Here is a 25,891-nt window from a genome sequence, read left to right as displayed (position 1 = left end):
CGGGGGGCGCTTCTCAGACAGGGGTGGCGTCGAGAGCATGGCCCACCAGGGTGAGCAGCGACTCGACGACGGTGACCCTGTTACGCGCATCCATGATCACCACAGGCACGTGCTGAGGGACACTCAGGGCCTCCCTGACGTCGACCGATTCGTAGAGGTCGGAGCCCTCGAAGTGGTTGACCGCCACGATGTACGGGAGCCCGCAGCTCTCGAAGTAGTCGAGCGCCGGGAAGCAGTCGGCGAGGCGGCGGGTGTCGGCCATGACGATCGCCCCGATGGCACCGCGTACCAGGTCGTCCCACATGAACCAGAACCGCTGCTGGCCGGGCGTGCCGAAGACGTAGAGGACGAGGTCGTCGTCGAGCGTGAGGCGGCCGAAGTCCATGGCCACGGTGGTGGTGGCCTTGTCCGGGGTCGCGGTGAGGTCGTCGGTCTCCTCGCTGGCCCGGGTCATGACCGCTTCGGTCTTCAGCGGGGTGATCTCGGAGACCGCGCTCACGAAGGTCGTCTTGCCCACGCCGAAGCCGCCGGCCACCACGATCTTGGTCGCGGTGGGCGCCCGGGTGTGGTCCAGCTGCCACGGCTGCACCGGATCCTCGGCCCGTTCCGCCCGTTCCGCCCGTTCGGCCCGGTCCTGGGGGCCCGGCTGGCGCGGAGTGAACAGCGTCGCCCCGGAGGACGCCTGTCCGGCGGGCGCGGGCTCGGTGAGCGTCGGCGCGGAGAGCTTCGGCTCAGAGACGACGGAGTCCATTGAGCACCCTTTCGAGCAGTGCGCGGTCGGGCTGACCGGCGCCGTGGCCGGTTCCGTACACGCGGATCTTTCCCTGGTCCGCCAGGTCGCTGAGCAGCACCCGGACCACACCGAGCGGCATCTTCAGCAGAGCGGAGATCTCGGCGACCGTACGCATGCGGCGGCAGAGTTCGACGATCGCCAGGAGCTCCGGCATGACCCGGGTGTTGAGGTTGCCATTGGTGAGTTCGCGGCGCTCTTCGGGGGCTTCCAGGGCGGCGACGAAGGTCTCGACGAGCAGTACGTGCCCGAAGCGGGTGCGCCCTCCCGTGAGGGAGTACGGGCGGACCCGTGCGGGCTTCCGGTCGGACCCCCGCACGGGGAGCCTGCGGGCGGGTTCGGCGGCGGACGTCACTGGGCGCTCTCCATCGATTGGCGCAGCTCATTGCGGAGTTCGGGGGTGAGAACGTGTCCGGCCCGGCCGACGAAGAGCGCCATGTGGTAAGCGATGACGCCCATGTCGCAGTCGGGGGTGGCGTGGACGCCGAGGAGCGAGCCGTCACTGATCGACATGACGAAGACGCTGCCTTCCTCCATCGCGACCATCGTCTGCTTGACGCCGCCGCCGTCCATCAGCTTCGCGGCCCCCATGGTGAGGGACCCGATGCCGGAGACGATGGTGGCGAGGTCGGCGCTGGAGCCCCGGGGGCTCTGCTGGTTCCCCGCCGCCGGGGCGGCCTGGTGATCGGGGTCGGAGGAGAGCAGCATGAGCCCGTCGGACGAGACGACCGTGACCGAGTGGACCCCTGGCACCTCCTCCACCAGATTGCTCAGCAACCAGTGCAGGTTCCGGGCTTCGGTGCTCAGCCCGAGCGTGCTGGGCGCAGTCAACTGCGTGCCTCCTCGACAGTGTCCCCCGTCTCCTGGCCGTCCGGGCGGCCGGCCAGGTCGGTGCGTGCGGCCGGCGTTTCCGGTTCGACGCCTTCCGCGATCTCCGCCTCCACGTCCCGGCGGCCCTCGCGCGCTCCTCGCTGGAATCCGCCGAGCCGGCGGCGGAGCGCTTCCTTGTCCAGACTGCCCGTGCGCTCCCCGGAAGATGCTTCGGCGGGCTTGACCACCCTGGGGGTGCGCTTGGGCAGTCCCTTGTCGGTGATCCGCTCGGGCTGCCGGGGAGCGGGGACGGACTCGGTGTGCTCGCCGGACGCGGTCTCCCCGGAGGGAAGCGTGTCGGGCTCCGGGACCGGCGGGGCCTGGGAGTACGCGTGCCCCGCGTTCCCGGGCAGCGGGAAGGGCCGGGGCGCCGGGGCGCCGTACGGGTCGTGGGCGGCCGGGTCGTGCGTACCGGCGGTGTCGGCGGCCCGCTCGTGCCGGTCGGGTCCGATGGCGTACGGGTTGCCGGACGCTTCCGGAGCCGTCTCGGGAGCGGCTGCCCGGGCCGCCTCCTGGGCCGCTTCCGGAGCCCTGTCCCGGCCGGCCTGCGGGCCTGTCTCAGGAACCGTCGGAAGGCGGAACTGCATGGTGGTCTCGGCCGGGGACTCAGCCGCGGCCGGTCCCCCGTGCGGGGCGGGAGCCGAGGCCGATTCCTCGTGCGCGGCGGGAACCGCGGCCGGGGCCGCCTCCGGGCCCGCGTCCCGGACGGTCTGCTCGGCGGCGGCGATCAGCGGGTCGTCGGCGGGGAGGACCAATGAGCGGCCCTGCAGGGTGTTGGAGTTCGCCTCGGCCACCGAACCCGGGAGGTTCAGCGTCGGCGTGCCACCCGCCACGTTCACCGGTGGCGGCGACGCGGCCGGCGGCGCCTTGGGCAGCAGTGCCTGCGGCAGTACGACGACCGCCGTCACACCACCGCCGGTCTTCTGCGCCTGCAGACGCACCTGTACGCCGTGGCGCGCGGCCAGCAACGAGGAGACCTGGAGGCCGAGGCCGGCGCCGTCGTCACCCGGCTCCCCGACCCGGAAGGAGGCCGGGTCGGCGAGGCGGAGGTTGATCTCCTCCATCCGCGCCGCCGACATCCCGATGCCCTCGTCCTGCACGGAGAGCATCACCTCGCCGGTCTCCAGCAGCCAGCCGGAGAGCTCGACGCGCGAGTCGGGCGGGGAGAACGCGGTCGCGTTCTCCAGGAGTTCGGCGACCAGGTGGCTCAGGTCGTCGGCGGCGAAGCCCGCGATCTGCGCGTGCGGCGGCAGGGACTGGATCGTGACGCGTTCGTACCGCTCGATCTCGCTGACCGCGGCACGGGCCACGTCGACCAGCGGGATCGGTCCGGGGTGGCCCTGGCCGTGATCGGCGCCCGCGAGGACCAGCATGTTCTCTCCGTGGCGGCGCATCACGGTGGCGAGGTGGTCGAGCTTGAAGAGGGTGGCGAGCCGCTCCGGGTCCTGCTCGCGCTCCTCCAGGTTCTCGATCACGCCCAACTGGCGCTCGACGAGGCCGAGGCTGCGCAGCGAGAGGTTGACGAAGGTGTGGTGCACGGTGTTGCGCAGCCGCTGGAGTTCGGCGGTGAGCTCGGTGACCTGGCCCTGGAGTTCGGCGCGCTGGAGGGTGAGTGCCTCGCGTCCTGCGAGCAGTTCGGCGTGCTCGGTCCCCAGGCCGCCGGTCTGTCCGGCGAACTCGCCGTGCAGGGCGAGCAGTCGTTCGTGCAGCGCGTTGATCGAGCGGACCACTTGGGCGAACTCGTCGTTGCGGCCCCGGTACGCGATGGCTTCCGCGGTCTCCGGTTCGGCGGCCAGCCGGCCGGACCCGATGCGCAGGACGGCGAGCGGCTGGGTGAGGGTGCGGGCGACGGCGGTGGAGACGCCGACCGCGATCAGGAAGCAGCCGCCGAGCAGGGCGATCGAGAGTTCGAGGGCGGTGACGTCGTCGTCGCGCAGCTCCTTCAGCCGCCGCACCTGCGCGGTGCCGAGCGCCGACTCGACGCCGCGCATCCGGTCGATGCGCGCGGAGAGCGCGGCGGAGAGCTTCTTGGAGCTGGTCTCCCGCTCGGAGTCGGAGAGTTCGGGGTTGTCGGTCAGTGCGGCGAGGTACTTTTCGGCGCTGTTGACCTCGGGACCGGTGACGGTGGAGGAGAGCTTGTCACGGGCGCTCGCGCCGGCCGCCTGGTCGAAGTCGGCGAGGGCGGCGAGTTCGCGGACCCGGGCCTGCTGGGCGGCGGCGCTCAGCTCGTCCCGGGCGCGGTCGTCGGCCGTCTTCTCGTCGTCGGTGTTCTCCACGGGGAGACCGGTGTAGGGGTCGTAACTCTGTACCGGCTCGGGGCTGGGCACGGCGAGGGCCGCGAGCAGCAGGCCCCGGGTGGCGGAGGCCTGTTCGACGGCGGTGGAGAGGGCGAGGGGCGCACGGGTGGCCGCGGCGGCGCGCGGCGGGGCCGTCTCGGCCAGTTCGGCGGCGAGGTCGTGGAGCTTGGCGATGACCTCGGAGTACGCCTGGTGGGCGGCGAGGGCCGAACCCTTGCCGCTGACCGCGTCGCGGCGCAGCGACGGGACGGTGGAGAGGTCGCGGCGGAGCCCGGTCGGGGCGGCCTCGCGGATCTCGTCGATCTGCTGGTCGACCCGGGCGCTGAGGCTGTCGGCGCCCGGCTTCGCGTCGCCGCCGCCGTCGCCCTCACCGTCGCCGTAGGTCTTGCGGCCGCTCGCGATGTACGCGGTGATCGCGTCCCGTTCGTCGGCGAGGGAGTGGGCGAGGGTGATGGCCTGCTGGTCGAGTTCGGCCAGGGTCACCAGGTTCTGCGACTCGTTGAGGTCGGTGGAGGCGCCGAGGGCCGCCGGGGCGCCTGCCGCCACGACGGTGATCCCGACGACGGCGACGCCCGCCACCAGTCGGCTGCGCACGCGCACCTTGCGCTTACCGCCACCCGCCACCGGAGCGGTCGCCCCGGGAACGTCCTGCGTGCTGACCTTGCTCCGCGGCCGCTTCTTCTGCACCGGTGCTCGCATTCTTGACTCGTCCACCCATGAAGCAGAGGTGACGCGCCGTCACCCGCACGCGCTCCTCCCGCCTCTGGTCCGGCTTCTGACCATTCCAGCCCTTTTGGGAGGGAGGCGTACAACGACCGCTCCGCCACCCGAACGAGTGAACATCACTCGTGAGCGGGCGAACAAGTCTCCCCAGCGCGGCCACGCCCCATGCGCCACACGCCGGGTGGACCTTCCGCGCGGGCTTTGGCAGGATGCCCGCCCGCACCCCGGCGAAGCCGCCACCACGGCCCGGCGGGCCGGTCTGACCTGCTGGTACGCGGCAATACACGCGGCATGCAGACGATGTGAAGGCGTCGTGCAGACTGATTGCCATGCGCATCGAACTCGCCGGCGCGCCCGGCAACCCCGAACGCCCCAACGAGGACTGGGCCATGACTGCCCTCCCCGCGTCCGGCCAGGGCGGGTGCCTGGTCCTGCTGGACGGGGTGACTCCCCCTCCGGGCGACGACGGTTGTGTGCACTCGGTGCCCTGGTTCACCTCGCGACTGGGCGGAGCGCTGGCCGAACTGTCCGCTTCACGACCGGATCTGACCCTGGAGGAGGTGTTGGCGGAGTCCATTCGACGCACCGCGGACGCCCATCGCATCTCCTGTGACCTTTCTCACGTGAGGACGCCTCAGGCAACCGTCGTCCTGGTCCGCTGGAACGGAGCGGCGGTCGAGTACCTGGTGCTGTCCGATTCGGTGCTGCTGCTGGAGTCCCCGGACGGGAGCGTACGCGCGGTGATCGACGACCGGCTCGACCGACTTCCGCCGGGAACCCTCTCGTCCATGGAGCTGACGGACACGCTGGCCCGGAACAAGGAGGGCGGATTCTTCACCGCCGCCGCCGATCCGGCCGTCGCGTCCCGGGCGGTGACGGGCGGGCTGCCGCTCGGAGAGGTACGGGCGCTGGCCGCCCTGACGGACGGGGCGAGCCGCTGGACCGAGGTGTTCCAGGAGGGCGACTGGCACGCCGCCCTGGGAGTGCTGCGCTCGGCGGGCCCCCAGCACCTCATCGATCGCGTACGGGAACGCGAGCGGGCCGACACCGACCGGGTCCACCTGGGCCGGGGCAAGCGCCACGACGACGCCACGGTGGTCCTGGTGGAGCTCTGAGTGCTCACCGGGTGGCGGCCGCCGCGTCGGGCCCGCCACCGTCAGCCCTCGGCGCGTTCGTTGAACTGGTGGAGCAGCCGGGCGAGTTCCGCGACCTCGGCGCGGTCCCAGTCGGCGAGCTTGCGGACGTAGCGGGCCCGCCGGGCGTCCCGGACGTGACGGAAGCGGACGAGCCCCTCCTCGGTGAGGTGGACGAGCGAGGCGCGGCCGTCCTCGGGGTCCGGCACACGGTTCACCAGACCGAGATCCTCCAGGGCGCGCAGTTGACGGCTCATGGTGGCCTTGCCGACCCCGAACCAGGCCGCCAGCTCGGTGGCCCGCTGCTGCCCGGCGGACTCCAGACGTACGAGCAGCCCGTAGGCGGCGGATTCCAGTTCGGGGTGGACCTCGCGCGCCATCTCGCCGGAGGTGGCGCGCGCACGCCGCAGGATCACGGCCAGTTCGTGTTCCAGGGCGAGGAACGCCTGATCCGCCGGGACCCCGACGGCGGTCTCGGGACCGGTCCCGCTGTCGCTCTCCTCCACCACGGCACCCCTCATGCGCTTTCCACTTCTGAAACTTCTCCCCGCCGTCGGCCATCTCCGCAGCTGGGTCAGTATTTCGCAGGAGTAGACCACAGGCGGCTCCCGGGCCCCCTTCCGGAGGGCGGGTCAACGCGCGTAGCTTCATACCTGTCGTGTCCATGACGGGCACGCCGTACCGGGGTCCGGCCCCTCCCGTGCCCCGGTTCGCGGTTCCTCCCACCGTCCCCCACCGAGCCACGGAGGCACGTCCATGTCCGCCCACAGATCCGGTTCCCGAACGGCCCGTCTGCTCGCTCCGGCCGGCACCCTGCTCGCCGCACTCTCGCTCCTCCTCACCCTGCCCGGCGCCGCCTCGGCCGCCGACGTCCCGGCCCGGGGCACGGCCTCGCTCGGCATGGGCGTCGTCGCCCACGACGGCCGGGGCTCCCTGCCCGCCGGCACGACGGCGACCCAGACCGAAGGCGTCGACGTCAGCGGCCACCAGGGCAACGTCGCCTGGTCGACGCTGTGGAACAGTGGCGTCCGGTGGGCGTACGTGAAGGCGACCGAGGGGACGTACTACAAGAACACCTCGTTCTCGCAGCAGTACTCGGGCTCGTACGACGTCGGGATGATCCGGGGTTCGTACCACTTCGCCACTCCGGACACGACCTCCGGAGCCGTGCAGGCGAACTACTTCGCGGACAACGGCGGCGGCTGGTCCCGGGACGGCCGGACGCTCCCGGGCGTGCTGGACATCGAGTGGAACCCGTACGGGGACCAGTGCTACGGCAAGACGCAGTCGGCGATGGTCGCCTGGATACGCGACTTCGTGAACACCTACAAGGCGCGCACCGGGCGGGACGCGGTGATCTACACGGCGACCAGCTGGTGGACGACGTGCACCGGCAACAACGCCGGCTTCGGCGCGACCAACCCGCTCTGGGTGGCCCGCTACAACACCACGGTGGGTGAACTGCCGGCCGGCTGGGGGTACTACACGATCTGGCAGTACACCTCGACCGGCCCCACGGTCGGGGACCACGACAAGTTCAACGGGGCACTCGACCGCGTGCAGGCCCTGGCGACCGGCTGACACGGCGACACGTCCGGTCCACCTGAGCAGTGTCCGGCGGACGGCCGACCGTGGCCCCGGTGACGCACCTCGTCGCCGGGGCCGCGGCGTTCCGCAGGACACCGGGGCCCACTATCCGTCGACGGTGTACACGCTATGTATGGTCCGGGCAGCCGTACCGGACGTACGGCCGTACCGCGCCCGCCGTGCCGACCCATGGATGGACCCGCCTTGCCCAGAAGGATGCCGAAGCCGCGCACCTGGTTGCCCGCCGCCCTGGTGACCGCACTCACACTCACCCTGGGTGGCTGCTCCATGGCGACCACGGCACCCGCCTCGGCGCGCGAGGAGGCGGCCTCCGAGGCGAAGGGCGAACTCGGCCCGGTGGACTGCCGCGTCGCGAAGTGCATCGCCCTCACCTTCGACGCCGGACCCGGCAAGGACACCCCGCACCTGCTGGACGTGCTCAAGGAGAAGAAGGTGCACGCGACCTTCTTCCTGCTGGGCGAGAACCACGTCCTCAAGCACCCGGACACCGTGCGGCGCATCGCGGACGAGGGCCATGAGGTGGGCAACCACACCTGGTCGCACGAGATCCTGACGGACAAGGAGCCGGACGAGATACGGGCCGAGCTGGAGAAGACGCAGGACGCCATAGCGAAGATCACCGGGAAGAAGCCCCGGCTGATGCGTCCGCCCCAGGGCCGTACCGACGACACCGTCTCGGAGATCAGCAAGGACCTCGGGCTCTCCCAGATCCTCTGGAGCGCGACCGCGAAGGACTACTCGACCACCGACTCGGCGCTCATAGAGAAGCGCATCCTGGACCAGGCGAGCCGGGACGGCATCATCCTTCTCCACGACATATACAAGGGGACCGTGCCCGCCGTGCCGGGCATCATCGACGCCCTGCGGGAACGCGGCTACACGCTCGTGACCGTCCCCGAGTTGATGGCCCCCGCCGAGCCCGAACCGGGCACGGTCTACCGCCCCTGATCCGGCCGCGCGCCGTCCGGACACCGGAACGGCCCGCCTCCCCGGGGTCTCCGGGGCGACGGGCCGTCCGTACCGGTCACGTCCGTGGCGGCACGTCCGTCACGCCGCGCCGCTCACGCCGCGGCCGGGACCTTCTTCTCCTCCGCGGCGGCGGTGGCCGGAGCGAGGGCGATCTCCAGCACCTGGCGGACATCGGTCACCGGGTGCACCTCCAGCTTCTCCAGGACCTCGGCCGGGACGTCGTCCAGATCGGCTTCGTTCCGCTTGGGGATCACCACCGTGGTGATCCCGGCCCGGTGCGCCGCCAGCAGCTTCTGCTTCAGACCGCCGATCGGCAGGACCCGCCCGGTCAGCGAGACCTCACCGGTCATCGCCACGTCCGTACGGACCAGCCGTCCGGAGAGCAGCGAGGCCAGCGCGGTCGTCATGGTGATGCCGGCGCTCGGACCGTCCTTCGGGACCGCGCCCGCCGGGAAGTGGATGTGGATACCCCGGTCCTTGAGGTCGGCGACCGGCAGCTCCAGCTCCGCCCCGTGCGACCGCAGGAAGCTCAGCGCGATCTGCGCGGACTCCTTCATCACGTCGCCGAGCTGACCGGTCAGGGTCAGACCGGACGCCCCGGTCTCCGGGTCGGCCAGCGATGCCTCGACGAAGAGGACGTCGCCGCCCGCACCGGTCACCGCGAGGCCGGTGGCCACGCCGGGGACCGCGGTACGGCGCTCGGCCGGGTCCTGCGCGGACTCGGGCACGTGGTGCGGCCGGCCGATCAGCCCCCGCAGATCGGCGTCGGCGACCGTGAACGGCAACTCCCGGTCGCCCAGTTCGTGCTGGGCCGCGACCTTCCGCAACAGCCGGGCGATGGCCCGCTCCAGGGTCCGTACGCCGGCCTCACGGGTGTACTCGCCGGCCAGCTTGCGCAGCGCCGACTCCTCCAGCGCGACCTCGTCCTTCTCCAGACCGGCCCGCTCCAGCTGGCGCGGGAGCAGGTGGTCGCGGGCGATGACGACCTTCTCGTCCTCGGTGTACCCGTCGAGCCGGACGAGCTCCATGCGGTCGAGCAGCGCCTCCGGGATGGCCTCCAGGACATTCGCGGTGGCGAGGAAGACCACGTCGCTGAGGTCGAGTTCGACCTCCAGATAGTGGTCGCGGAAGGTGTGGTTCTGCGCCGGGTCCAGCACTTCGAGGAGCGCGGCGGCCGGGTCGCCCCGGAAGTCGGAGCCCACCTTGTCGATCTCGTCGAGCAGGACGACCGGGTTCATCGAGCCGGCCTCCTTGATCGCCCGGACGATACGCCCCGGCAGCGCGCCGACGTACGTACGCCGGTGGCCCCGGATCTCCGCCTCGTCCCGGACTCCGCCGAGCGCGACCCTGACGAACTTGCGGCCCATGGCGTGCGCCACGGACTCGCCGAGCGAGGTCTTTCCCACGCCGGGGGGCCCGACGAGCGCCAGCACCGCTCCGCCGCGCCGTCCGCCGACGACACCGAGGCCCCGGTCGGCCCGGCGCTTGCGGACCGCGAGGTACTCGGTGATGCGCTCCTTGACGTCCTGCAGACCGGCGTGCTCGGCGTCCAGGGTCGCCTGCGCGCCCCGGATGTCGTACGCGTCCTCGGTCCGCTCGTTCCACGGCAGCTCGAGGACGGTGTCCAGCCAGGTCCGGATCCAGGAGCCCTCGGGGCTCTGGTCCGAGGACCGCTCCAGCTTCTCGACCTCCTTGAGCGCGGCCTCGCGGACGTGCTCGGGCAGGTCGGCGGCCTCGACACGGGCGCGGTAGTCGTCGGACTCGTCCCCCGGGTCGCCGTTGAGCTCGGACAGCTCCTTGCGTACGGCGTCGAGCTGGCGCCGCAGCAGGAACTCGCGCTGCTGCTTGTCGACGCCCTCCTGGACGTCCTTCGCGATGGACTCGGCCACGTCCTGCTCGGCGAGGTGCTCACCGAGCCACCGCACGGCGAGCTTCAGCCGGGCGACCGCGTCCGCGGTCTCCAGCAGCTCCACCTTCTGCGCCGTGGTCAGGAAGGGCGAGTACCCGGAGTTGTCGGCGAGCGCGGAGACGCCCTCGATCTGCTGCACCCGGTCGACGACCTGCCAGGCCCCCCGCTTCTTCAGCCAGCTGGTGGCGAGCGCCTTGTACTCCTTGACCAGCTCGGTGACGGCACCCGGCAGCGGGTCGGGCACGTTCTCGTCGATCCGGGTCGCCTCGACCCACAGGGCACGCCCGGGACCGCTCGTACCGGTGCCGATGCGTACCCGCGAACGGGCCCGCACGATCGCGCCGGGGTCCCCGTCGGAGAGCCGCCCGATCTGCTCGACCGTACCGAGGACACCCGTCCCCGTGTACCTGCCGTCGATGCGCGGCACCAGCAGCACCTCGGGCTTGCTGCCCTCCTCGGCGGCGGCCTGCGCCGCCTCCACGGCGGCCCGCGCCTCGCTGTCGGAAAGATCGAGAGGAACCACCATGCCGGGCAGCACGACTTCGTCGTCGAGCGGCAGCACAGGCAGGTCGAACGGGGTGGACGCCTTGGTGTCGGTAGCCATGATCTTCCCTTCGGCAGTCAAGTTGAGCTATGCAGGCTCAATGCTTGTGAGCCGATGAATGTTCCCCATGGCGTGTTCGCTGTGAGCGATCAGGGAGCTGCGTCCTTCGACGTGGGCCCCTTCGCTCATCCTCCGCCCGGCCTCGACTCCGACTACCACGGTTACCGCTACGCCCACCGCGGCCGGGCCGCCCGATCGGGCTGTCCGACCGCACCGAGCCACATTTCCCATGAGTTCTGCAGAGTTGGTTACAGCCGACCTCCGTGGGCTCGCAGAGTTGGTTACGCCTGGGCGTAACCAACTCTGCACAGCCTTGGGCGGGTGCGACGTCCGGCAGCACACCACAGTCAAGTTCGCGAGTGCGTGCGGTTCCGTCTGCGGAGCACCGCACGGCCCCCCACTGACCGTCGAAAATGCAAGGTGGATCTGCAGGTCTGCTGTGCAGACACTGACTCTCCATCTCGCTGGTCAGCGCCTGGGGCAGAGACAACCTCGGGCTGCCCACAGGAGCGACCGCCTCGGAGCGGGTGGAATCACCGGTCGTCGGACGGGGCGACCGGAGGCCGCATACCGAGCCACTGCTCGGCGCCCCAGGCGTGGAACCGCTCCACCTCGGCGAACCCGAGCTTCGCCGCGAGGCGCATCGAACCCACGTTGGCGGTCTGGGTGGCGAGCACCACCGGCTCCCCGGGAAGGGCGCCGTCGAACCAGTCGAGTGCCGCCGCGCACGCTTCGGCGGCGTACCCGGACCCCCACGCCCGAGGCAGGAACAGGTAACCGAGGTCGACCATTCCCACGGCTGCCGGGCGACGGTGCTCCGTGGCCCTTCTGAGCAGGATCTGGCCGATCATCACCCCGTCGAGATCGACGACGAAACTGCCGGGCCACCGCTCGGGCACCGTCGGCAACTCGCGGTCCAGCTCGTCCCGCGGGCGGGGGCCACCGAGATAGGTGTGCACGTCCGGCGACGCCAGCAGGTCGATGAACGCGGCGCGGTCGCGAGCCTCGGGCGCCCGCAGCACGAGCCTCTCGGCCCTGATCGGGACAGGTGGCCAGGCGAGGGTTCCGAGCTCATTCATGTCACCCAGCCAATCAGCGGGGCCGGCCGCGTTCAAGGCTCACGGTCCGATCCGGCCACCGGCCCGGACCCCGCCCCGAAGGGTCCTCTTCCGCCCATGCGCCTCCTGAGCTCGACGCCCCCGCCTCCTCGATCAGCCCGAGAAATCTCCCGCGACCGCAGCAGATATCTATGCATGGCGTGGCTAGGGTTTCTCTCACAGTCAGAGAGACAGCTGGGCCCGACGGTGCGGTGGTGGAGTTCCGGAGCCACGGGTGGCGCAGGAAGGCGACGGGGCTGACGACCGGACCGGGCGGCCCGCGGTCATCAGGGGCCGCCGTCGAGAGGCCGCGAGGCGGTATCCGTACGCGGGTTGAGGCGTCGGCTGCGGACGTGCACCGGGAGGGCCGACTGTCTGCGGGTGGCGCAGTACAGGGCCACCGAGCGGAGGAGGACACCAGCGGTACGCAGTTCAGCAAGCCCACGCGATCCCCGCACACGCACCCGCTGCGGCCGTGCGCCGCGAGCCTGTGCGGAATGCGGAACAGTGACCGCGCAGCGACGAGGCCGGCCGGCCTCTTTCCCGGAGCGCCTCCCGGGACATCGAGCCAGGCGCCGGACGGCACCTCGGAAGAGCTGCGCCCCCGGTGGAGCAATATCTGTGTCCGCGAGACGAGTTTTAGGTACACCGCGCACGAAGTGTTTTTATCCGGGCAGAGGGAACGCGATAAACGCATGGCCCACCGGCCGCTACCCCATGCTATCGTCGAGTCCAGTTGCCGTGGTACTAAGATTTCGAGCACACTCGTCGACATTTCCGACAGTAGGACGCCTTTCGCGTTTCCCGTCCTTCACACGGGGCATCACCGCGGCGACCCGGCCTCCACGCACTGCGGTTTCCGGCGTAATGCCCCAGGGAGATATGACATGGCGTCCGGTACCGTGAAATGGTTCAACCCGGCCAAGGGTTTCGGCTTCATCGAGCAGGAGGGCGGCGGCCCGGACGTGTTCGCCCACTTCTCGAACATCGCCGCCGGCGGCTTCCGCGAGTTGCTGGAAGGCCAGAAGGTCACCTTCGACCTCGCGCCGACCCAGAAGGGCCCGACGGCCGAGAACATCGTTCCTGCCTGACGGTGACGCGCAGAACGTGGTGACGCGCAGAACGTGGCCGGGCCCCGCTGGGCGCGGCGTCGGCCACGAGCGTTTTCGCTCCTCCCGCCCGCGTACCAAATTCCGCCGACGCGGGGCACCACCGTTTTACCGCCACACTTGATTCACGTGGGCCGGCTCCGATCACGCATTCCGTCCGGCGCATTCTCGGTATTCCCCACGGCATTCGCCCGCTGCTGGAATTCCTTGATCGGCGCTGTATCGAGGAAGGTTCTCCTTGGACTCCGTACGTACGCACCACCGCTTCTCCCGCAGTCGTACCGGCGGCGCCGTTCACGTTTTCCCCCTGGTGGAGTCCGAGGCGTCGGAGACCGCCGGTCCGCGGGTCGGTGACGACATGACCGTCGAGGTCGCCCTGTCGGTCATGGCCAGTGCTCGCGTGGAGCACCTGCTCGTCTGCGACAACGACGGTCTGCGCACCGGGATGGTCACCATGGCCGTACTCGCCGCCGTCCGTGACGGTGCCGGGTACACGGACCGCATCCAGTTGCGCGACATCCTCGCCGACGGCCGGGACGGCGCCCCAGATCTTCTGGCCCTGGTTCACTGAACCGACTCGCTCACCGCGAAAGCACCCAACCCCTTCGTTTCTTTGTGAGGCATCATGCGCTGCGTCATCGCCCGCTTCCCGTTCGAGCTCACCAAGAACGGAGTCCTGGAAGCCATGAAGGGCATCAAGCCGGAGCCGGCCGTCGGCGAGTGCGTGATCATCGGCCGCCGCACCTACCCGGTCAAGCAGGTCGGCCAGGTCATCACCCGCCAGGACCGCCGGGACTTCAGCGCCGGTGAGGTCCTCCGGGCCATGGCCCAGCTCGGCTTCACCTGCCCCACCCCGCCCCAGGCCGCCCCGCCCGTGACCGACAGCTTTCAGCACGCCTCCGAGCTGCTGGGCGCCCCCGCCGCCGCCTGACCCGCTGCGGGAAGCCTGACTCCGCTGGAGGTCCGGCCCGCAAAGGCCCGGGATGCGGCATGCCGCGTCCCGGGCCTTTGCGGCTCAGAAGTGCGTGGCGATCCCGAAGGCGCGGCGCAGCTGGGCCATGTCGTGCAGGTCGCGGGCCGCGGGTTCGTACCCCTGGTGGAAGTAGACCTGCTGCTCGACCGAGAGGCACGGGACACGAACCCCTCCGACGAGGCCCGTCACGAAGCAGGAGGCGGGGTACCGGAAGGGGTGGTCCGGCGCGAACGACGCCTGTACGGCGAAGCCGTCGGCGGCGAAGACCAGCGGGTGGAGATCGAGTTCCCGGCCGGTCGAGGTCGCGAGGACGAGCCGTACGGGGCGCTGGTCCAGGCTCTCCGCGAAGCCCGCCCCGGTCAGCGCGGACACCACCGCCCTTTCCTGGTCGTGGCGGTACATCAGGTCGAGGTCGCGGTGCTCCCGGGACTGCTCGCCGATCAGCGCGTCGATCCCCCAGCCGCCGCCGATCCAGACGTCGGTCTCCGCCCGCCCCAACAGGGTCAGGACGGACAGCACCTCTTCCGCCGTCATCACGGGGAAGCCCTCCCTCAGGCGGTGTCCCGCACCCGGAGGTGGTCGAGGGCCAGGTCGAGGGCGGATTCCAGCGGACCGAGACGTCCGGTGGCGATCATGGTGAAGGCGCCTCCCTGGACGGCGGCGAGGATCGACTCCCCCGCGCGCTCCGCCTCCGGCATGGCCGACATCAGCCCCTGGCGCTGCATCTCCCGTACTCCGGCGGTCAGATGGGCCTGCCAGCGGTCCATCAGGTCCTCGGCCACGGCACGCACCTCGGGGTTGTCCCCGGCGAGCTGGCCGGTGAGGACGTTCAGCGGGCAGTTGCGGCCCTGGCGGCGGTAGTGGTCGAGCACCGCGTTCCGCCAGGCGTTCCAGGCGGTCCAGCTGGTGAGTCCGCCGAGATGGGGCTGCTGGTCGGCGAGGATCGCCTCGGCCTCGTGCCGGGCGACGGCGACGAGGAGGGCGGCCCGGCCCTCGGGGAAGTAGTGGAACAGCTGGCTCTTGCTGGTGCCGGTCGCGGCGCGGATCTCGTCGAGGGAGACCTCCGGCCCGCGCTGCCGCATCAGCTGGGCGGCGCCGTCGACAATCCGCTGACGCGTTGCGGCGCCCTTGCTGGTCAGGCCTTGTGCCACGGGTCCGCTTCCTGGGAGTGCGGGGGTGCCCGGCGGTGCGGCCCCCGAGGGTGCGCGTACCGGATTCCGCCTGGTCGGCCCATCGTATAGCCGGGCAACGGGCCACCGGCCAGGCTCTTGGGCCCGCCGCCCGGGAACGTACGGGCCACCGGCGACGCCCCGGGGCGGGTCGCTGCCCCGGGGGCGACCCGGTCAGGCCGCGATCACCGCGGTGGAGGTCCGGCCGCCGTCCACGTCGAGGACGATGCCCTGCACGAAGGAGGAGTCGTCGCTCGCCAGGTAGACGACGGCTCGGGCGATGTCCTCGGGCCTGCCGTACGTCCCTGCCGGGGTGCCGTTCATCATCACGTCACCGGGCATCGGCTCGTCGGAGGGCCCGTGGACCACACCGGGCGAGACCGCGTTCACCCGGACTCCGGACGGCCCGAACTCCGCGGCCCAGGCGCGGGTGAGGGTTTCGACGGCACCCTTGGTGGAGCTGTAGAGCGCGTTGGAGGCGACGCCGAGGCGGGTGATCCAGGAGCCGAGGTTCACGATGACGCCGCCGCCGGCCTCCACCATGGCCGGGGCCACGGCCGCGGTGAGGAAGAACGGGGCCTTCACGTTGACTCCGTACACCCGGTCGAAGGTGGCCTCGTCCGCGGTGGTCGTGGTGGAGGGCGGGTAGATGCCCGCGTTGTTCACCAGGATGTCGATCCGGCCGCCGAGCACCTCGGTGCTCCGTTCGGCGAGCCCCCGGGACGCGGCGGCGGTGCCGTCCAGGTCTGCGGCGACGAAGTCGGCCCGGCCTCCGGCGGCCCGGATCTCGGCGACCACCCGCTCTCCGCGTCCGGCGTCGCGGCCGGACACCACGACGTGGGCGCCCTCCGCACCGAGGGCCCGCGCGATGGCCCGTCCGATGTTGCTGGTCGCGCCGGTGACCAGCGCCGTCCTCTTGTCCAGTCGTGCCGTCATGGCTCCGCATCTCCCTCTCGTCATCCCAGATTGGACCGGTCGGTTCAAAGTTAACCCTAATGGACCGTCCAGTCCATTCTTCGGAGCGTGGAGTCGCCGCGCGCGGGCTCGCCCCGCGTCGGCCGGGGGCCGTCGTCCTCCGCTTCCGCGGCGATGCCGCCGTCCACGACCGGACCGTTCAGCCGGGCCGACAGGCGGGACCGGGGCGCACGCCTACCGGTCGAGCAGCGGTACGAGCCGGGGCGGTGTCCTCGCGGAAGCTCGCGTCGTTACCGGAGAGACGGGGCGCCGGACACCCGGTCACGGCCCACCGACGCGTCGCAGAAAAACCCGGTCGGCGGCGCGGGGCCGACGAGCAGCCCCGCGAGACCCCGGCGACGAACGCCGCGAAGCCCCCACCGCCCGCGCAGCACAAAAGAGTTGGCACCCCGGGCGCGCGCCGGGCCAGGATGGACGGCCTCGCACCCGTCCGCCACCATCGGAGACCGGAGAGCAGTCAGCATGCCCGCCAGCCCCAGCATCAGTCACCACACCGGCTCGGCCCCCGTCACCCTCGACCGCCGGGACGGCCCCTTCGGAGAGGTGGTGCTGCGCGAGCGGGGCGAGCACTTCGAGATCATCGCCAACGGATGCTTCCTGATGGACACCTCGGACGGCCGGTCCGAGCGGCTCCTGATCGACGCGGCGCTCGCGGCGCTGCCGCCCTCCCGACCGACCCCCTCGGTGCTCGTCGGCGGGCTCGGAGTGGGGTTCTCCCTGGTCCGGGCCGCCGCGCAGGAGCGCTGGGGGCGGATCGTCGTGATCGAGCGGGAGCCGGCGATCGTCGAGTGGCACCTGCGGGGTCCGCTGGGCCGGATCTCCGGCGACGCTTTGACCGACCCCAGGGTCTCCGTTCTGGTTATGGACCTCGTCGAACATCTTCGCACGACTACGGAGCGTTATGACGCACTCTGTCTGGACATCGACAACGGCCCGGAGTGGACCGTGACCGACGACAACGGAAGCCTCTATTCCCCTTCGGGCCTCGCCACCTGCCGGGAGCGGCTGGCCCCGGGAGGGGTGCTCGCCATCTGGTCCGCACAACCGTCCGAATCGTTCGAACGGTCCTTGCGGAGTGCCGGTTTCGAGGGAGTGCGGACCGAAGAGACGCCCGTTGCCCGAGGTGTGCCCGACGTGGTTCATCTCGCACTTCGGACGGCCTGAAAACCCCGTCGGGGTATGCGCCCCGGCGGGGATACCCGGACAAGGCACGCTTTCCTCCACCCCCACCGGGGTATCCCTTTCGGACCGGGCAACACCCTGCGTAGCCGGAAGGCATCCGCTGCATCTACGCTGCTGCCCGGCAGACGGACCATTCACGCAAGAAAACGAGCAGAGACCGCGACCTCCGGAGGAATGATCTCCGCAGGAGCGGGCAGGGGCGGGGCGATGGAACAGACACACACCAACCACAGCGGCGTCGCGGCCACCCCCGGAGCTCAACGCCGGGTGCTGGTGGTCGAAGACGACGCCACGATCATCGACGCCATCGCCGCGCGCCTGCGGGCGGAGGGCTTCCTGGTGCAGACCGCGCTGGACGGCCCGGCCGCCGTGGACGCGGCCGAGGCGTGGCAGCCCGATCTCATGGTGCTCGACATCATGCTCCCGGGCTTCGACGGCCTGGAGGTGTGCCGACGGGTGCAGGCGCAGCGCCCGGTGCCGGTGCTGATGCTGACCGCGCGGGACGACGAGACCGACATGCTGGTCGGACTCGGGGTCGGCGCGGACGACTACATGACCAAGCCGTTCTCGATGCGGGAGCTGGCGGCCCGGGTGCACGTGCTGCTCCGCCGGGTCGAACGGGCCGCGCTCGCCGCGGTGACACCGCGCAGCGGCATCCTCCGGCTGGGCGAACTGGAGATCGATCACGCCCAGCGCAGGGTCCGGGTGCGCACCGACGACGTGCACCTGACGCCCACGGAGTTCGACCTCCTGGTCTGCCTGGCCAACACCCCGCGGGCGGTGCTCTCCCGCGAGCAGCTGCTCGCGGAGGTCTGGGACTGGGCGGACGCCTCGGGCACGCGCACGGTCGACAGCCACATCAAGGCGCTCCGCCGGAAGATCGGCGCGGAGCGCATCCGTACGGTGCACGGGGTGGGCTACGCGCTGGAGACCCCGGCAGCATGACCCGATCCGGGCCCGGCCTGCGCCCGTTCTCGATCAAAGCCAAGCTGGGCACGCTCGTGGTGGTGTCCGTGTTCATCACCACGGGGCTGCTCGTGGTGGCGCTGCGAACCCGGACCGAGTTCCAGTTCATCACCGTCTTCTCGGTGATCGCCACGCTTCTGATCACCCAGTTCGTGGCGCACGGCCTGACCGCGCCGCTGGACGAGATGCGGGCGGTGGCCCGGTCGATCTCGCACGGGGACTACACCGGCCGGGTCAGCGGGGCCGGGCGCCGGGACGAGCTCGGCGACCTCGCGCAGACGATCAACCGCATGGCGGACGACCTGGAGGCGGTCGACCGGCACCGCAAGGCGCTGGTGGCCAACGTGTCGCACGAGCTGCGCACCCCCATTGCGGCGCTCCGTGCCGTGCTGGAGAACGTGGTGGACGGGGTGTCGGCCGCGGACCCCGAGACCATGCGGACGGCGCTCCAGCAGACGGAGCGGCTCGGTCGGCTGGTGGAGACGCTGCTGGACCTGTCGCGGCTGGACAACGGTGTCGTCCCCCTCAAGGCGGGCCGTTTCGAGGTGTGGCCCTATCTCGCCGGGGTACTGAAGGAGGCGAACCTCGCGGCTTCGCGCCGTCGGCTCTCCTCCGGTTCCGGGAACCACTCCCGTACGGACGTCCATCTGCACCTCGACGTCTCCCCGGCGGACATGACGGCGTACGCGGACACCGAGCGTCTGCACCAGGTCGTGGCGAATCTCATCGACAACGCCGTGAAGCACAGTCCGCCGCACGGGCGGGTGACGGTGTTGGCACGACGGGGTGCGCATGCTGAGTCGTTGGAACTGGAAGTGATCGACGAGGGCCCCGGCATCCCGGAGGCGGAGCGCCACCGCGTCTTCGAGCGGTTCAACCGGGGCCAGAACCCGTCCCCGCACGGCCCCGGCAGCGACGGTGGTACCGGGCTGGGACTCGCCATCGCCCACTGGGCGGTGGATCTGCACGGTGGCCGCATCAGAGTGGCCGAATCCACACAGGGCTGCCGGATTCAGATCACTCTTCCGGGGATGTCACCGGCTCGTAGTTGACATATGGTTCGAACGAAAGGGACGTGATCTTGGTCCCTCGCCACCAGGGGCTCGGCCGGAGGGGCCGTGGCCGTGTCCCTGACTACCCGAAGCGCAGCGGAACCCCGCTTGTTTCCCGCCATTCCGAGCTCCGAAACCCGCCTTCAGATGTGATGTGCACGACGATGAGCGGCCCGGTCTGCAAGGAACGGCGCGGGAGGCGTAGCCTTGATTCCCGCTGTCCATCACCTTGTGAAGCGGAAGAGGGCGGTTGCCGCCGTGTCGTCTCAGTCCCCCAGTAACTCGACCATCTCGACCGACCAAGCAGGCCCGGGGATCAACCCGGCCGCTGCTTTCGGTGCCAATGAATGGCTCGTCGACGAGATCTACCAGCAGTACCTCCAGGATCCGAACTCGGTCGACCGTGCCTGGTGGGACTTCTTCGCCGACTACAAGCCGGGTTCCGCCGGCACGGCGGACAAGCCCGGAGCCGCAGCCCCTGCGGCTCCTGCCGCCCCCGTGACGCCGGCCGCGCCCGCCACCGAGAAGGCCGCGCCCGCGCAGGCCGCCCCGGCAGCTCCCGCCGCGCCCGCCGCCGCAGCTCCGGCCGCCCCCGTCGCGCCTGCCGCCCCGGAGGCGCCCGCCCAGCCCGCCCCCGCCCAGCCCGCCGCCGCTCCGGCGCCGGTCGCGAAGGCGCCCGCCAAGGCCGCTCCGGCGACCGAGTCCGCCGGCGGCCCGGAGTACGTGACGCTGCGCGGCCCCTCGGCCGCCGTCGCGAAGAACATGAACGCCTCGCTGGAGCTGCCGACGGCCACGTCCGTCCGCGCCGTCCCGGTGAAGCTGCTCTTCGACAACCGCATCGTCATCAACAACCACCTCAAGCGCGCCCGCGGCGGGAAGATCTCCTTCACGCACCTCATCGGGTACGCGATGGTGCAGGCCCTCAAGGCCATGCCGTCGATGAACTACTCCTTCACCCAGAAGGACGGCAAGCCGACCCTGGTCAAGCCCGAGCACGTCAACCTCGGCCTGGCCATCGACCTGGTCAAGCCGAACGGTGACCGGCAGCTCGTGGTCGCGGCCATCAAGAAGGCCGAGACGCTCAACTTCTTCGAGTTCTGGCAGGCGTACGAGGACATCGTCCGGCGTGCCCGCATCGGCAAGCTGGGCATGGACGACTTCACCGGGGTCACCGCCTCGCTGACCAACCCCGGCGGCATCGGCACCGTCCACTCGGTGCCCCGCCTGATGCCCGGACAGGGCCTCATCATGGGCGTCGGCGCGATGGACTACCCGGCGGAGTTCCAGGGCACCTCCCAGGACACCCTGAACAAGCTCGGCATCTCGAAGGTCATGACGCTGACCTCGACCTACGACCACCGGGTCATCCAGGGCGCCGCCTCCGGCGAGTTCCTGCGCGTGCTCGCGCAGCTGCTGCTCGGCGAGAACGGCTTCTACGACGAGATCTTCGAAGCGCTGCGCATCCCCTACGAGCCGGTCCGCTGGCTCAAGGACATCGACGCCTCGCACGACGACGACGTCACCAAGGCCGCGCGGGTCTTCGAGCTGATCCACTCCTACCGGGTCCGCGGCCACGTCATGGCCGACACCGACCCGCTGGAGTACCGCCAGCGCAAGCACCCCGACCTCGACATCACCGAGCACGGCCTCACCCTGTGGGACCTGGAGCGGGACTTCGCGGTCGGCGGTTTCGCCGGCAAGTCGATGATGAAGCTCCGCGACATCCTCGGTGTGCTCCGTGAGTCGTACTGCCGCACCACCGGCATCGAGTTCATGCACATCCAGGACCCGAAGCAGCGCAAGTGGCTCCAGGACCGGGTCGAGCGTCCGCGCTCGCAGCCCGAGCGCGAGGAGCAGCTGCGCATCCTCCGCCGCCTCAACGCGGCCGAGGCCTTCGAGACCTTCCTGCAGACGAAGTACGTCGGCCAGAAGCGGTTCTCGCTGGAGGGCGGCGAGTCCGTCATCCCGCTGCTCGACGCCGTCATCGACTCCGCCGCCGAGGCCCGCCTCGACGAGGTCGTCATCGGCATGGCCCACCGCGGCCGTCTGAACGTCCTGGCGAACATCGTCGGCAAGTCGTACGCGCAGATCTTCCGCGAGTTCGAGGGCAACCTCGACCCGCGTTCGATGCACGGCTCCGGCGACGTCAAGTACCACCTGGGCGCCGAGGGCACCTTCACCGGTCTGGACGGTGAGCAGATCAAGGTCTCGCTCGCCGCGAACCCCTCGCACCTGGAGGCGGTCGACCCGGTCCTGGAGGGCATCGCCCGCGCCAAGCAGGACATCATCAACAAGGGCGGCACCGACTTCACGGTCCTGCCCATCGCCCTGCACGGTGACGCGGCCTTCGCGGGCCAGGGTGTCGTCGCCGAGACGCTCAACATGTCGCAGCTGCGCGGCTACCGCACCGGTGGCACCGTGCACGTGGTGATCAACAACCAGGTCGGCTTCACCGCCGCCCCGGAGTCCTCGCGCTCCTCGATGTACGCCACCGACGTGGCGCGCATGATCGAGGCGCCGATCATCCACGTCAACGGTGACGACCCGGAGGCCGTGGTCCGTGTCGCGCGGCTCGCCTTCGAGTTCCGTCAGGCGTTCAACAAGGACGTCGTGATCGACCTCATCTGCTACCGCCGCCGCGGTCACAACGAGGGCGACAACCCGGAGTTCACCAACCCGCAGATGTACACCCTGATCGACAAGAAGCGCTCGGTGCGCAAGCTCTACACCGAGTCGCTCATCGGTCGCGGCGACATCACGCTGGAAGAGGCCGAGCAGGCGCTCCAGGACTTCCAGGGCCAGCTGGAGAAGGTCTTCGCGGAGGTCCGCGAGGCCACCTCGCAGTCGGCGGCCCCGCACGTCCGCGAACCGCAGGCGGCCTTCCCGGTCGCCGTGGACACCTCGGTCTCCACCGAGGTCGTCAAGCGGATCGCCGAGTCGCAGGTCAACATCCCGGAGCACATCACGGTGCACCCGCGCCTGATGCCGCAGATGCAGCGCCGTGCCGCCTCGGTGGAGAACGGCACCATCGACTGGGGCATGGGCGAGACCCTCGCCATCGGTTCGCTGCTGATGGAGGGCACCCCGGTCCGGCTCGCCGGCCAGGACACCCGCCGCGGCACGTTCGGTCAGCGCCACGCGGTGCTGGTCGACCAGGTGACCGGCGAGGACTACACCCCGCTGCTCTACCTGACCGAGGACCAGGCCCGTTACAACGTCTACGACTCGCTGCTCAGCGAGTACGCGGCGATGGGCTTCGAGTACGGCTACTCGCTGGCCCGCCCGGAGTCGCTGGTCGTCTGGGAAGCGCAGTTCGGTGACTTCGTCAACGGCGCGCAGACCGTCGTGGACGAGTTCATCTCCTCGGCCGAGCAGAAGTGGGGCCAGACGTCCGGCGTCACCCTGCTGCTGCCGCACGGTTACGAGGGCCAGGGCCCGGACCACTCGTCCGCCCGCCCGGAGCGCTTCCTCCAGATGTGCGGCCAGGACAACATGACGGTCGCCATGCCGACGCTGCCGTCGAACTACTTCCACCTCCTGCGGTGGCAGGTGCACAACCCGCACCACAAGCCGCTGATCGTCTTCACCCCGAAGTCGATGCTCCGCCTCAAGGCGGCGGCCTCCTCGGTGGAGGAGTTCACCACCGGCGGCTTCCGTCCGGTGATCGGCGACGCGTCGGTGACGCCCGAGAACGTCCGCAAGGTCGTCTTCTGCGCCGGCAAGCTGTACTACGACCTCGACGCCGAGCGCCAGAAGCGTGGCGACACGGAGACCGCGATCATCCGGCTGGAGCGCCTGTACCCGCTGCCGGGTGCGGAGCTCCAGGCCGAGATCGCCAAGTACCCGAACGCGGCGAAGTACCTCTGGGCGCAGGAGGAGCCGGCGAACCAGGGCGCATGGCCGTTCATCGCGCTCAACCTGATCGACCACCTGGACCTGGCCGTCGGCGCCGACGTCCCGCACAGCGAGCGTCTGCGCCGCATCTCGCGGTCGCACAGCTCGTCGCCGGCCGTCGGTTCGGCCAAGCGCCACCAGGCGGAGCAGGCTCAGCTGGTCGCCGAGGTCTTCGAGGCCTGAGGCTTCGAGGTCCGGGGCTTCGAAGCCCGACCGCCTGCGGTACCCGCTCGACGACAGGGACCGGCCCCCACCAGCACCACGGTGGGGGCCGGTCCCTGTTCCCGTGCTGCTGTGGGGCGGCGGCCCGGTGCGCCCTACCCTGAGGGCAGAACATCCGCAGGAATCAGGAGCACGTTGTGTATTTCACCGACCGTGGCATCGAGGAACTGGAGAAGCGGCGCGGCGAGGAGGAGGTCACCTTCGAGTGGCTGGCCGAGCAGCTGCGTACCTTCGTCGACCTCAACCCCGACTTCGAGGTGCCGGTCGAGCGGCTGGCGACCTGGCTGGCGCGTCTGGACGACGACGAGGACGAGGCGTAGGGCCGCCTGCGGCCGGGCGAGGTGGGGGCACGGACCGGTTTCCTGCTCCCGGCCGGTGACATCGGCCCGGTGGCGCCTCTCCCACCGGGCCGGGTCCGCTGATTCGCGCCCGTCGGGAACGGTCAGCCACGGCCCGGCGCCGCCCGGTCCCTGACCTCGTTGTACGCGAGACCCAGCACCCCCTGCGTGAGCAGGAGCGCGCCGGCCGCCGTCCACCCGCCGCTGCGGCGGAACGCCCCCCAGAGGGCCAGGGGAGCACCGACGAGCACCTGCGCGGTGGCCACCGTCCGCGCGCGGGGGCCGAGCATCCAGGGGCCGAGGCCGCTGCTCTCCACGGCGTCGAGTTCCACGCGTACGGCGTCGCGCCAGCCCGCCCACTCGATCTGTCCGGCACCCGGCAGCGCCTGGGCGGCCTCCCGCAGCGCCTCGGTGCTCCGCCCCGGCTCCAGTCCCGGCCGCAGCTCCACTCCCGTACGGGTGAGCAGGCCGAGCAGCGTGCGCAGCCGCGCGGGGCCGTCCGCGTGCGGGTCGGGGCGGGTGAGGGCCTGCAGCGCCTGTACGTCGAGTACCGGGTCGAGATCCAGCCGTGCCGCGAACGTGGTCATCGCCTCGTCCTCCCCGGCCGGCGTGCCGTCCGCCAGCCAGACGTACCCGACCGGGCGGCGGAAGCCCGACGCGAGGACGCAGCCGGCCCGGGTGGCTTCCCACCAGAGCGCGACGACCGGCCAGGTGGACGCGACCGCGAGAGCCGCCGCCCAGCCCGCCACCACCCGGTCCACCGGTTCGGCGGGCTCGGGGATTCCGGAGAGTGCGGAGTGTCCGGCGGGTTCGGGGTGTCCGGCGGGTCCGGAGGGCGTTTCCCGCCAGGGCCGTCCCTCCGGCACCAGCACACTCCACTCCTCACCGGCCGGGACGAGCAGCATGCCCTCGCGCAGGAGGTGGGCCAGGGGCCGCACGGTCTCGGGGTCCGCCCGGCACAGCAGCAGTGCCCCCACGGGTGTCGCGTCCATGCCTCACACGCTAGGGCAATTCATTCCGGTATGAGCCCTTTTGTCGCGTGAACGAAGGCACGGAGAGCCGCTCGCTCTTGACTCCAACGATCCGCGATATATCGTGTTGAACAGAGACGCGATATGTTGCGTCATGCCACGCTCTCTGGAGGTCACACCCATGCCCGTCTCGACGTGGACCGTCGCCGAGCCACTGAAACTCGCCTTCGCCGAGCAGGTGACCGCGCTCAGGGTGCGGATCGTCGACGGCGCCGTCAACGTGGTCGGCTCCGAGGAGCCCGAGGCCCGGCTGGAGGTCTCCGCCATCGACGGGCCCCCGCTGATCGTCACCCTCGAGGACGGAGTCCTGTCGGTGACCTACGAGGACCTTCCCTGGAAGAGCTTCCTCAAGTGGCTCGACCGCAACGGCCGTTCCCGCAGCGCGACCGTCACCCTCGCGGTACCCGCCTCCGCGTCCGTCGAGCTCGGTGTCGTCGGCGCCGGGGCGTTCGTCTCGGGCATCCGGGGCCGTACCGACGTACGCGGCGTCACCGGCGACACCACCCTCGTCGCACTCTCCGGACAGGTGCGCGGCGAAACGGTCTCCGGCGGTCTGGAGGCGCAGGCCGTCACCGGCGACCTGCGGTTCACGTCGGTGTCCGGCGACCTCACCGTGGTGGAGGGCGCGGGCACCTCGGTACGCGCCGAATCCGTCAGCGGCGAGATGGTGCTCGACCTCGACGCCTCCGAGGCACCGACCGACATCCGGCTCACCACGGTCTCCGGCGCCATCGCGATCCGGCTGCCCCACCCGGCGGACGCCCGGGTCGAGGCGAACACCGCGAGCGGGGCCGTCTCCAACGCCTTCGAGGACCTGCGGGTCGGCGGCCAGTGGGGCGCGAAGAAGGTCACCGGAACGCTGGGCGCCGGCACGGGGAGGCTCAGGGCGACGACCGTGTCCGGCTCGATCGCCCTGCTGCGCCGCCCGGCGTCCGAGGACGAACCGTACGTTGCCGAGCCGACCGGAAAGGCGCTCTGAC

At 70.9% G+C, this 25,891-nt stretch carries 22 protein-coding genes and 1 pseudogene; 12 read left to right on the top strand and 11 right to left on the bottom strand.

Going from position 1 to position 25,891, the window contains the following annotated elements; all coding sequences use genetic code 11:
- Positions 1 to 13 precede the first annotated feature (13 nt).
- Genes ACFYPN_RS04760 through ACFYPN_RS04745 form a run of 4 tightly spaced genes read right to left on the bottom strand, consistent with a single transcriptional unit; the run spans position 14 to position 4,644 of the window.
- Positions 14 to 751, bottom strand: a complete 738-nt coding sequence (locus tag ACFYPN_RS04760) for an ATP/GTP-binding protein (RefSeq protein WP_389296694.1) — start codon at positions 749 to 751, stop codon at positions 14 to 16.
- On the bottom strand, positions 732 to 1,145 hold the full coding sequence (locus ACFYPN_RS04755) for a DUF742 domain-containing protein (RefSeq protein ID WP_328719442.1): 414 nt from the start codon (positions 1,143 to 1,145) through the stop codon (positions 732 to 734). Before ACFYPN_RS04755 ends, ACFYPN_RS04760 begins: the two co-directional genes overlap by 20 nt.
- Positions 1,142 to 1,621: a roadblock/LC7 domain-containing protein gene (locus tag ACFYPN_RS04750; RefSeq protein WP_358764306.1), complete on the bottom strand. Its 480-nt coding sequence runs from the start codon at positions 1,619 to 1,621 to the stop codon at positions 1,142 to 1,144. The genes ACFYPN_RS04755 and ACFYPN_RS04750 overlap by 4 nt, the downstream gene beginning before the upstream one ends.
- Positions 1,618 to 4,644: a nitrate- and nitrite sensing domain-containing protein gene (locus ACFYPN_RS04745; protein WP_389296692.1), complete on the bottom strand. Its 3,027-nt coding sequence runs from the start codon at positions 4,642 to 4,644 to the stop codon at positions 1,618 to 1,620. The genes ACFYPN_RS04750 and ACFYPN_RS04745 overlap by 4 nt, the downstream gene beginning before the upstream one ends.
- A 365-nt stretch (positions 4,645 to 5,009) precedes the next feature.
- On the opposite strand from ACFYPN_RS04745, the gene ACFYPN_RS04740 reads away from it, so the two are divergent.
- Complete coding sequence (locus tag ACFYPN_RS04740) at positions 5,010 to 5,795, top strand: hypothetical protein (protein ID WP_389296690.1); 786 nt, start codon at positions 5,010 to 5,012, stop codon at positions 5,793 to 5,795.
- Positions 5,796 to 5,836: 41 nt separating this feature from the next.
- Here the strand turns inward: ACFYPN_RS04740 and ACFYPN_RS04735 are convergent, their stop codons facing one another.
- A complete protein-coding gene (locus tag ACFYPN_RS04735) occupies positions 5,837 to 6,334 on the bottom strand; it encodes a MarR family transcriptional regulator (RefSeq protein WP_358764310.1) in 498 nt (165 codons plus the stop codon).
- Positions 6,335 to 6,569: 235 nt separating this feature from the next.
- Between ACFYPN_RS04735 and ACFYPN_RS04730 the strand changes: the two genes are divergently transcribed.
- Together ACFYPN_RS04730 and ACFYPN_RS04725 are read left to right on the top strand one after the other, a co-directional pair.
- Positions 6,570 to 7,394 carry a lysozyme gene (locus ACFYPN_RS04730; RefSeq protein ID WP_389296688.1) on the top strand — a complete coding sequence of 275 codons (825 nt, stop codon included), beginning with the start codon at positions 6,570 to 6,572 and terminating at the stop codon, positions 7,392 to 7,394.
- Positions 7,395 to 7,616: 222 nt separating this feature from the next.
- The gene (locus ACFYPN_RS04725) at positions 7,617 to 8,369 is read left to right on the top strand and encodes a polysaccharide deacetylase family protein (protein WP_389296954.1); all 753 of its coding nucleotides are present in this window, start codon (positions 7,617 to 7,619) and stop codon (positions 8,367 to 8,369) included.
- Positions 8,370 to 8,482: 113 nt separating this feature from the next.
- Here ACFYPN_RS04725 and lon read toward each other — a convergent pair whose 3' ends face one another.
- Together lon and ACFYPN_RS04715 are read right to left on the bottom strand one after the other, a co-directional pair.
- Positions 8,483 to 10,903 carry an endopeptidase La gene (lon, locus tag ACFYPN_RS04720; RefSeq protein ID WP_358764316.1) on the bottom strand — a complete coding sequence of 807 codons (2,421 nt, stop codon included), beginning with the start codon at positions 10,901 to 10,903 and terminating at the stop codon, positions 8,483 to 8,485.
- A 533-nt stretch (positions 10,904 to 11,436) separates the two neighbouring features.
- On the bottom strand, positions 11,437 to 11,982 hold the full coding sequence (locus ACFYPN_RS04715; RefSeq protein ID WP_389296686.1) for a GNAT family N-acetyltransferase: 546 nt from the start codon (positions 11,980 to 11,982) through the stop codon (positions 11,437 to 11,439).
- A gap of 905 nt (positions 11,983 to 12,887) precedes the next feature.
- Here ACFYPN_RS04715 and ACFYPN_RS04710 point away from each other — a divergent pair.
- From ACFYPN_RS04710 to ACFYPN_RS04700, 3 genes and pseudogenes are all read left to right on the top strand, one after another.
- Complete coding sequence (locus ACFYPN_RS04710; RefSeq protein ID WP_389296684.1) at positions 12,888 to 13,091, top strand: cold-shock protein; 204 nt, start codon at positions 12,888 to 12,890, stop codon at positions 13,089 to 13,091.
- Between the two features lie 325 nt (positions 13,092 to 13,416).
- Positions 13,417 to 13,638, top strand: a pseudogene (locus ACFYPN_RS04705) (hypothetical protein); the annotation flags it as partial.
- Positions 13,639 to 13,734: 96 nt separating this feature from the next.
- Positions 13,735 to 14,040, top strand: a complete 306-nt coding sequence (locus ACFYPN_RS04700) for an SCO5918 family protein (RefSeq protein ID WP_358764322.1) — start codon at positions 13,735 to 13,737, stop codon at positions 14,038 to 14,040.
- A gap of 84 nt (positions 14,041 to 14,124) precedes the next feature.
- Here the strand turns inward: ACFYPN_RS04700 and ACFYPN_RS04695 are convergent, their stop codons facing one another.
- The 3 genes from ACFYPN_RS04695 to ACFYPN_RS04685 form a co-directional block, all read right to left on the bottom strand.
- The gene (locus ACFYPN_RS04695) at positions 14,125 to 14,616 is read right to left on the bottom strand and encodes a nucleotidyltransferase domain-containing protein (RefSeq protein ID WP_389296952.1); all 492 of its coding nucleotides are present in this window, start codon (positions 14,614 to 14,616) and stop codon (positions 14,125 to 14,127) included.
- A gap of 17 nt (positions 14,617 to 14,633) precedes the next feature.
- Positions 14,634 to 15,233, bottom strand: coding sequence for a TetR/AcrR family transcriptional regulator (locus tag ACFYPN_RS04690; protein ID WP_389296683.1), 600 nt, complete (start codon positions 15,231 to 15,233; stop codon positions 14,634 to 14,636).
- 192 nt (positions 15,234 to 15,425) lie between these two features.
- Positions 15,426 to 16,187, bottom strand: coding sequence for an SDR family NAD(P)-dependent oxidoreductase (locus ACFYPN_RS04685; RefSeq protein ID WP_389296681.1), 762 nt, complete (start codon positions 16,185 to 16,187; stop codon positions 15,426 to 15,428).
- A gap of 501 nt (positions 16,188 to 16,688) precedes the next feature.
- Here ACFYPN_RS04685 and ACFYPN_RS04680 point away from each other — a divergent pair.
- The 5 genes from ACFYPN_RS04680 to ACFYPN_RS04660 all read left to right on the top strand — a co-directional run bounded on the left by ACFYPN_RS04680 (position 16,689) and on the right by ACFYPN_RS04660 (position 23,862).
- Complete coding sequence (locus tag ACFYPN_RS04680; RefSeq protein WP_389296679.1) at positions 16,689 to 17,390, top strand: spermidine synthase; 702 nt, start codon at positions 16,689 to 16,691, stop codon at positions 17,388 to 17,390.
- 225 nt (positions 17,391 to 17,615) lie between these two features.
- A complete protein-coding gene (locus ACFYPN_RS04675) occupies positions 17,616 to 18,353 on the top strand; it encodes a response regulator transcription factor (protein WP_358764523.1) in 738 nt (245 codons plus the stop codon).
- On the top strand, positions 18,350 to 19,426 hold the full coding sequence (locus ACFYPN_RS04670) for an ATP-binding protein (protein WP_358764521.1): 1,077 nt from the start codon (positions 18,350 to 18,352) through the stop codon (positions 19,424 to 19,426). Before ACFYPN_RS04675 ends, ACFYPN_RS04670 begins: the two co-directional genes overlap by 4 nt.
- Before the next feature lie 258 nt (positions 19,427 to 19,684).
- Entirely contained in the window at positions 19,685 to 23,503 is a 3,819-nt protein-coding gene (locus ACFYPN_RS04665) for a multifunctional oxoglutarate decarboxylase/oxoglutarate dehydrogenase thiamine pyrophosphate-binding subunit/dihydrolipoyllysine-residue succinyltransferase subunit (protein WP_389296677.1), read from the top strand.
- 176 nt (positions 23,504 to 23,679) lie between these two features.
- Positions 23,680 to 23,862, top strand: coding sequence for a DUF6104 family protein (locus ACFYPN_RS04660; RefSeq protein ID WP_358764517.1), 183 nt, complete (start codon positions 23,680 to 23,682; stop codon positions 23,860 to 23,862).
- A 122-nt stretch (positions 23,863 to 23,984) separates the two neighbouring features.
- On the opposite strand, the gene ACFYPN_RS04655 is transcribed toward ACFYPN_RS04660, so the two are convergent.
- Positions 23,985 to 24,872, bottom strand: coding sequence for a hypothetical protein (locus tag ACFYPN_RS04655; protein ID WP_389296675.1), 888 nt, complete (start codon positions 24,870 to 24,872; stop codon positions 23,985 to 23,987).
- Between the two features lie 160 nt (positions 24,873 to 25,032).
- Between ACFYPN_RS04655 and ACFYPN_RS04650 the strand changes: the two genes are divergently transcribed.
- On the top strand, positions 25,033 to 25,890 hold the full coding sequence (locus ACFYPN_RS04650; RefSeq protein WP_389296673.1) for a DUF4097 domain-containing protein: 858 nt from the start codon (positions 25,033 to 25,035) through the stop codon (positions 25,888 to 25,890).
- Position 25,891 lies beyond the last annotated feature (1 nt).

Origin of the sequence: Streptomyces sp. NPDC005576, assembly GCF_042871745.1 — a bacterium.
In the GTDB taxonomy this organism is placed as follows: Bacteria; Actinomycetota; Actinomycetes; order Streptomycetales; family Streptomycetaceae; genus Streptomyces.
This window is presented reverse-complemented; position numbering and strand designations above follow the sequence as displayed.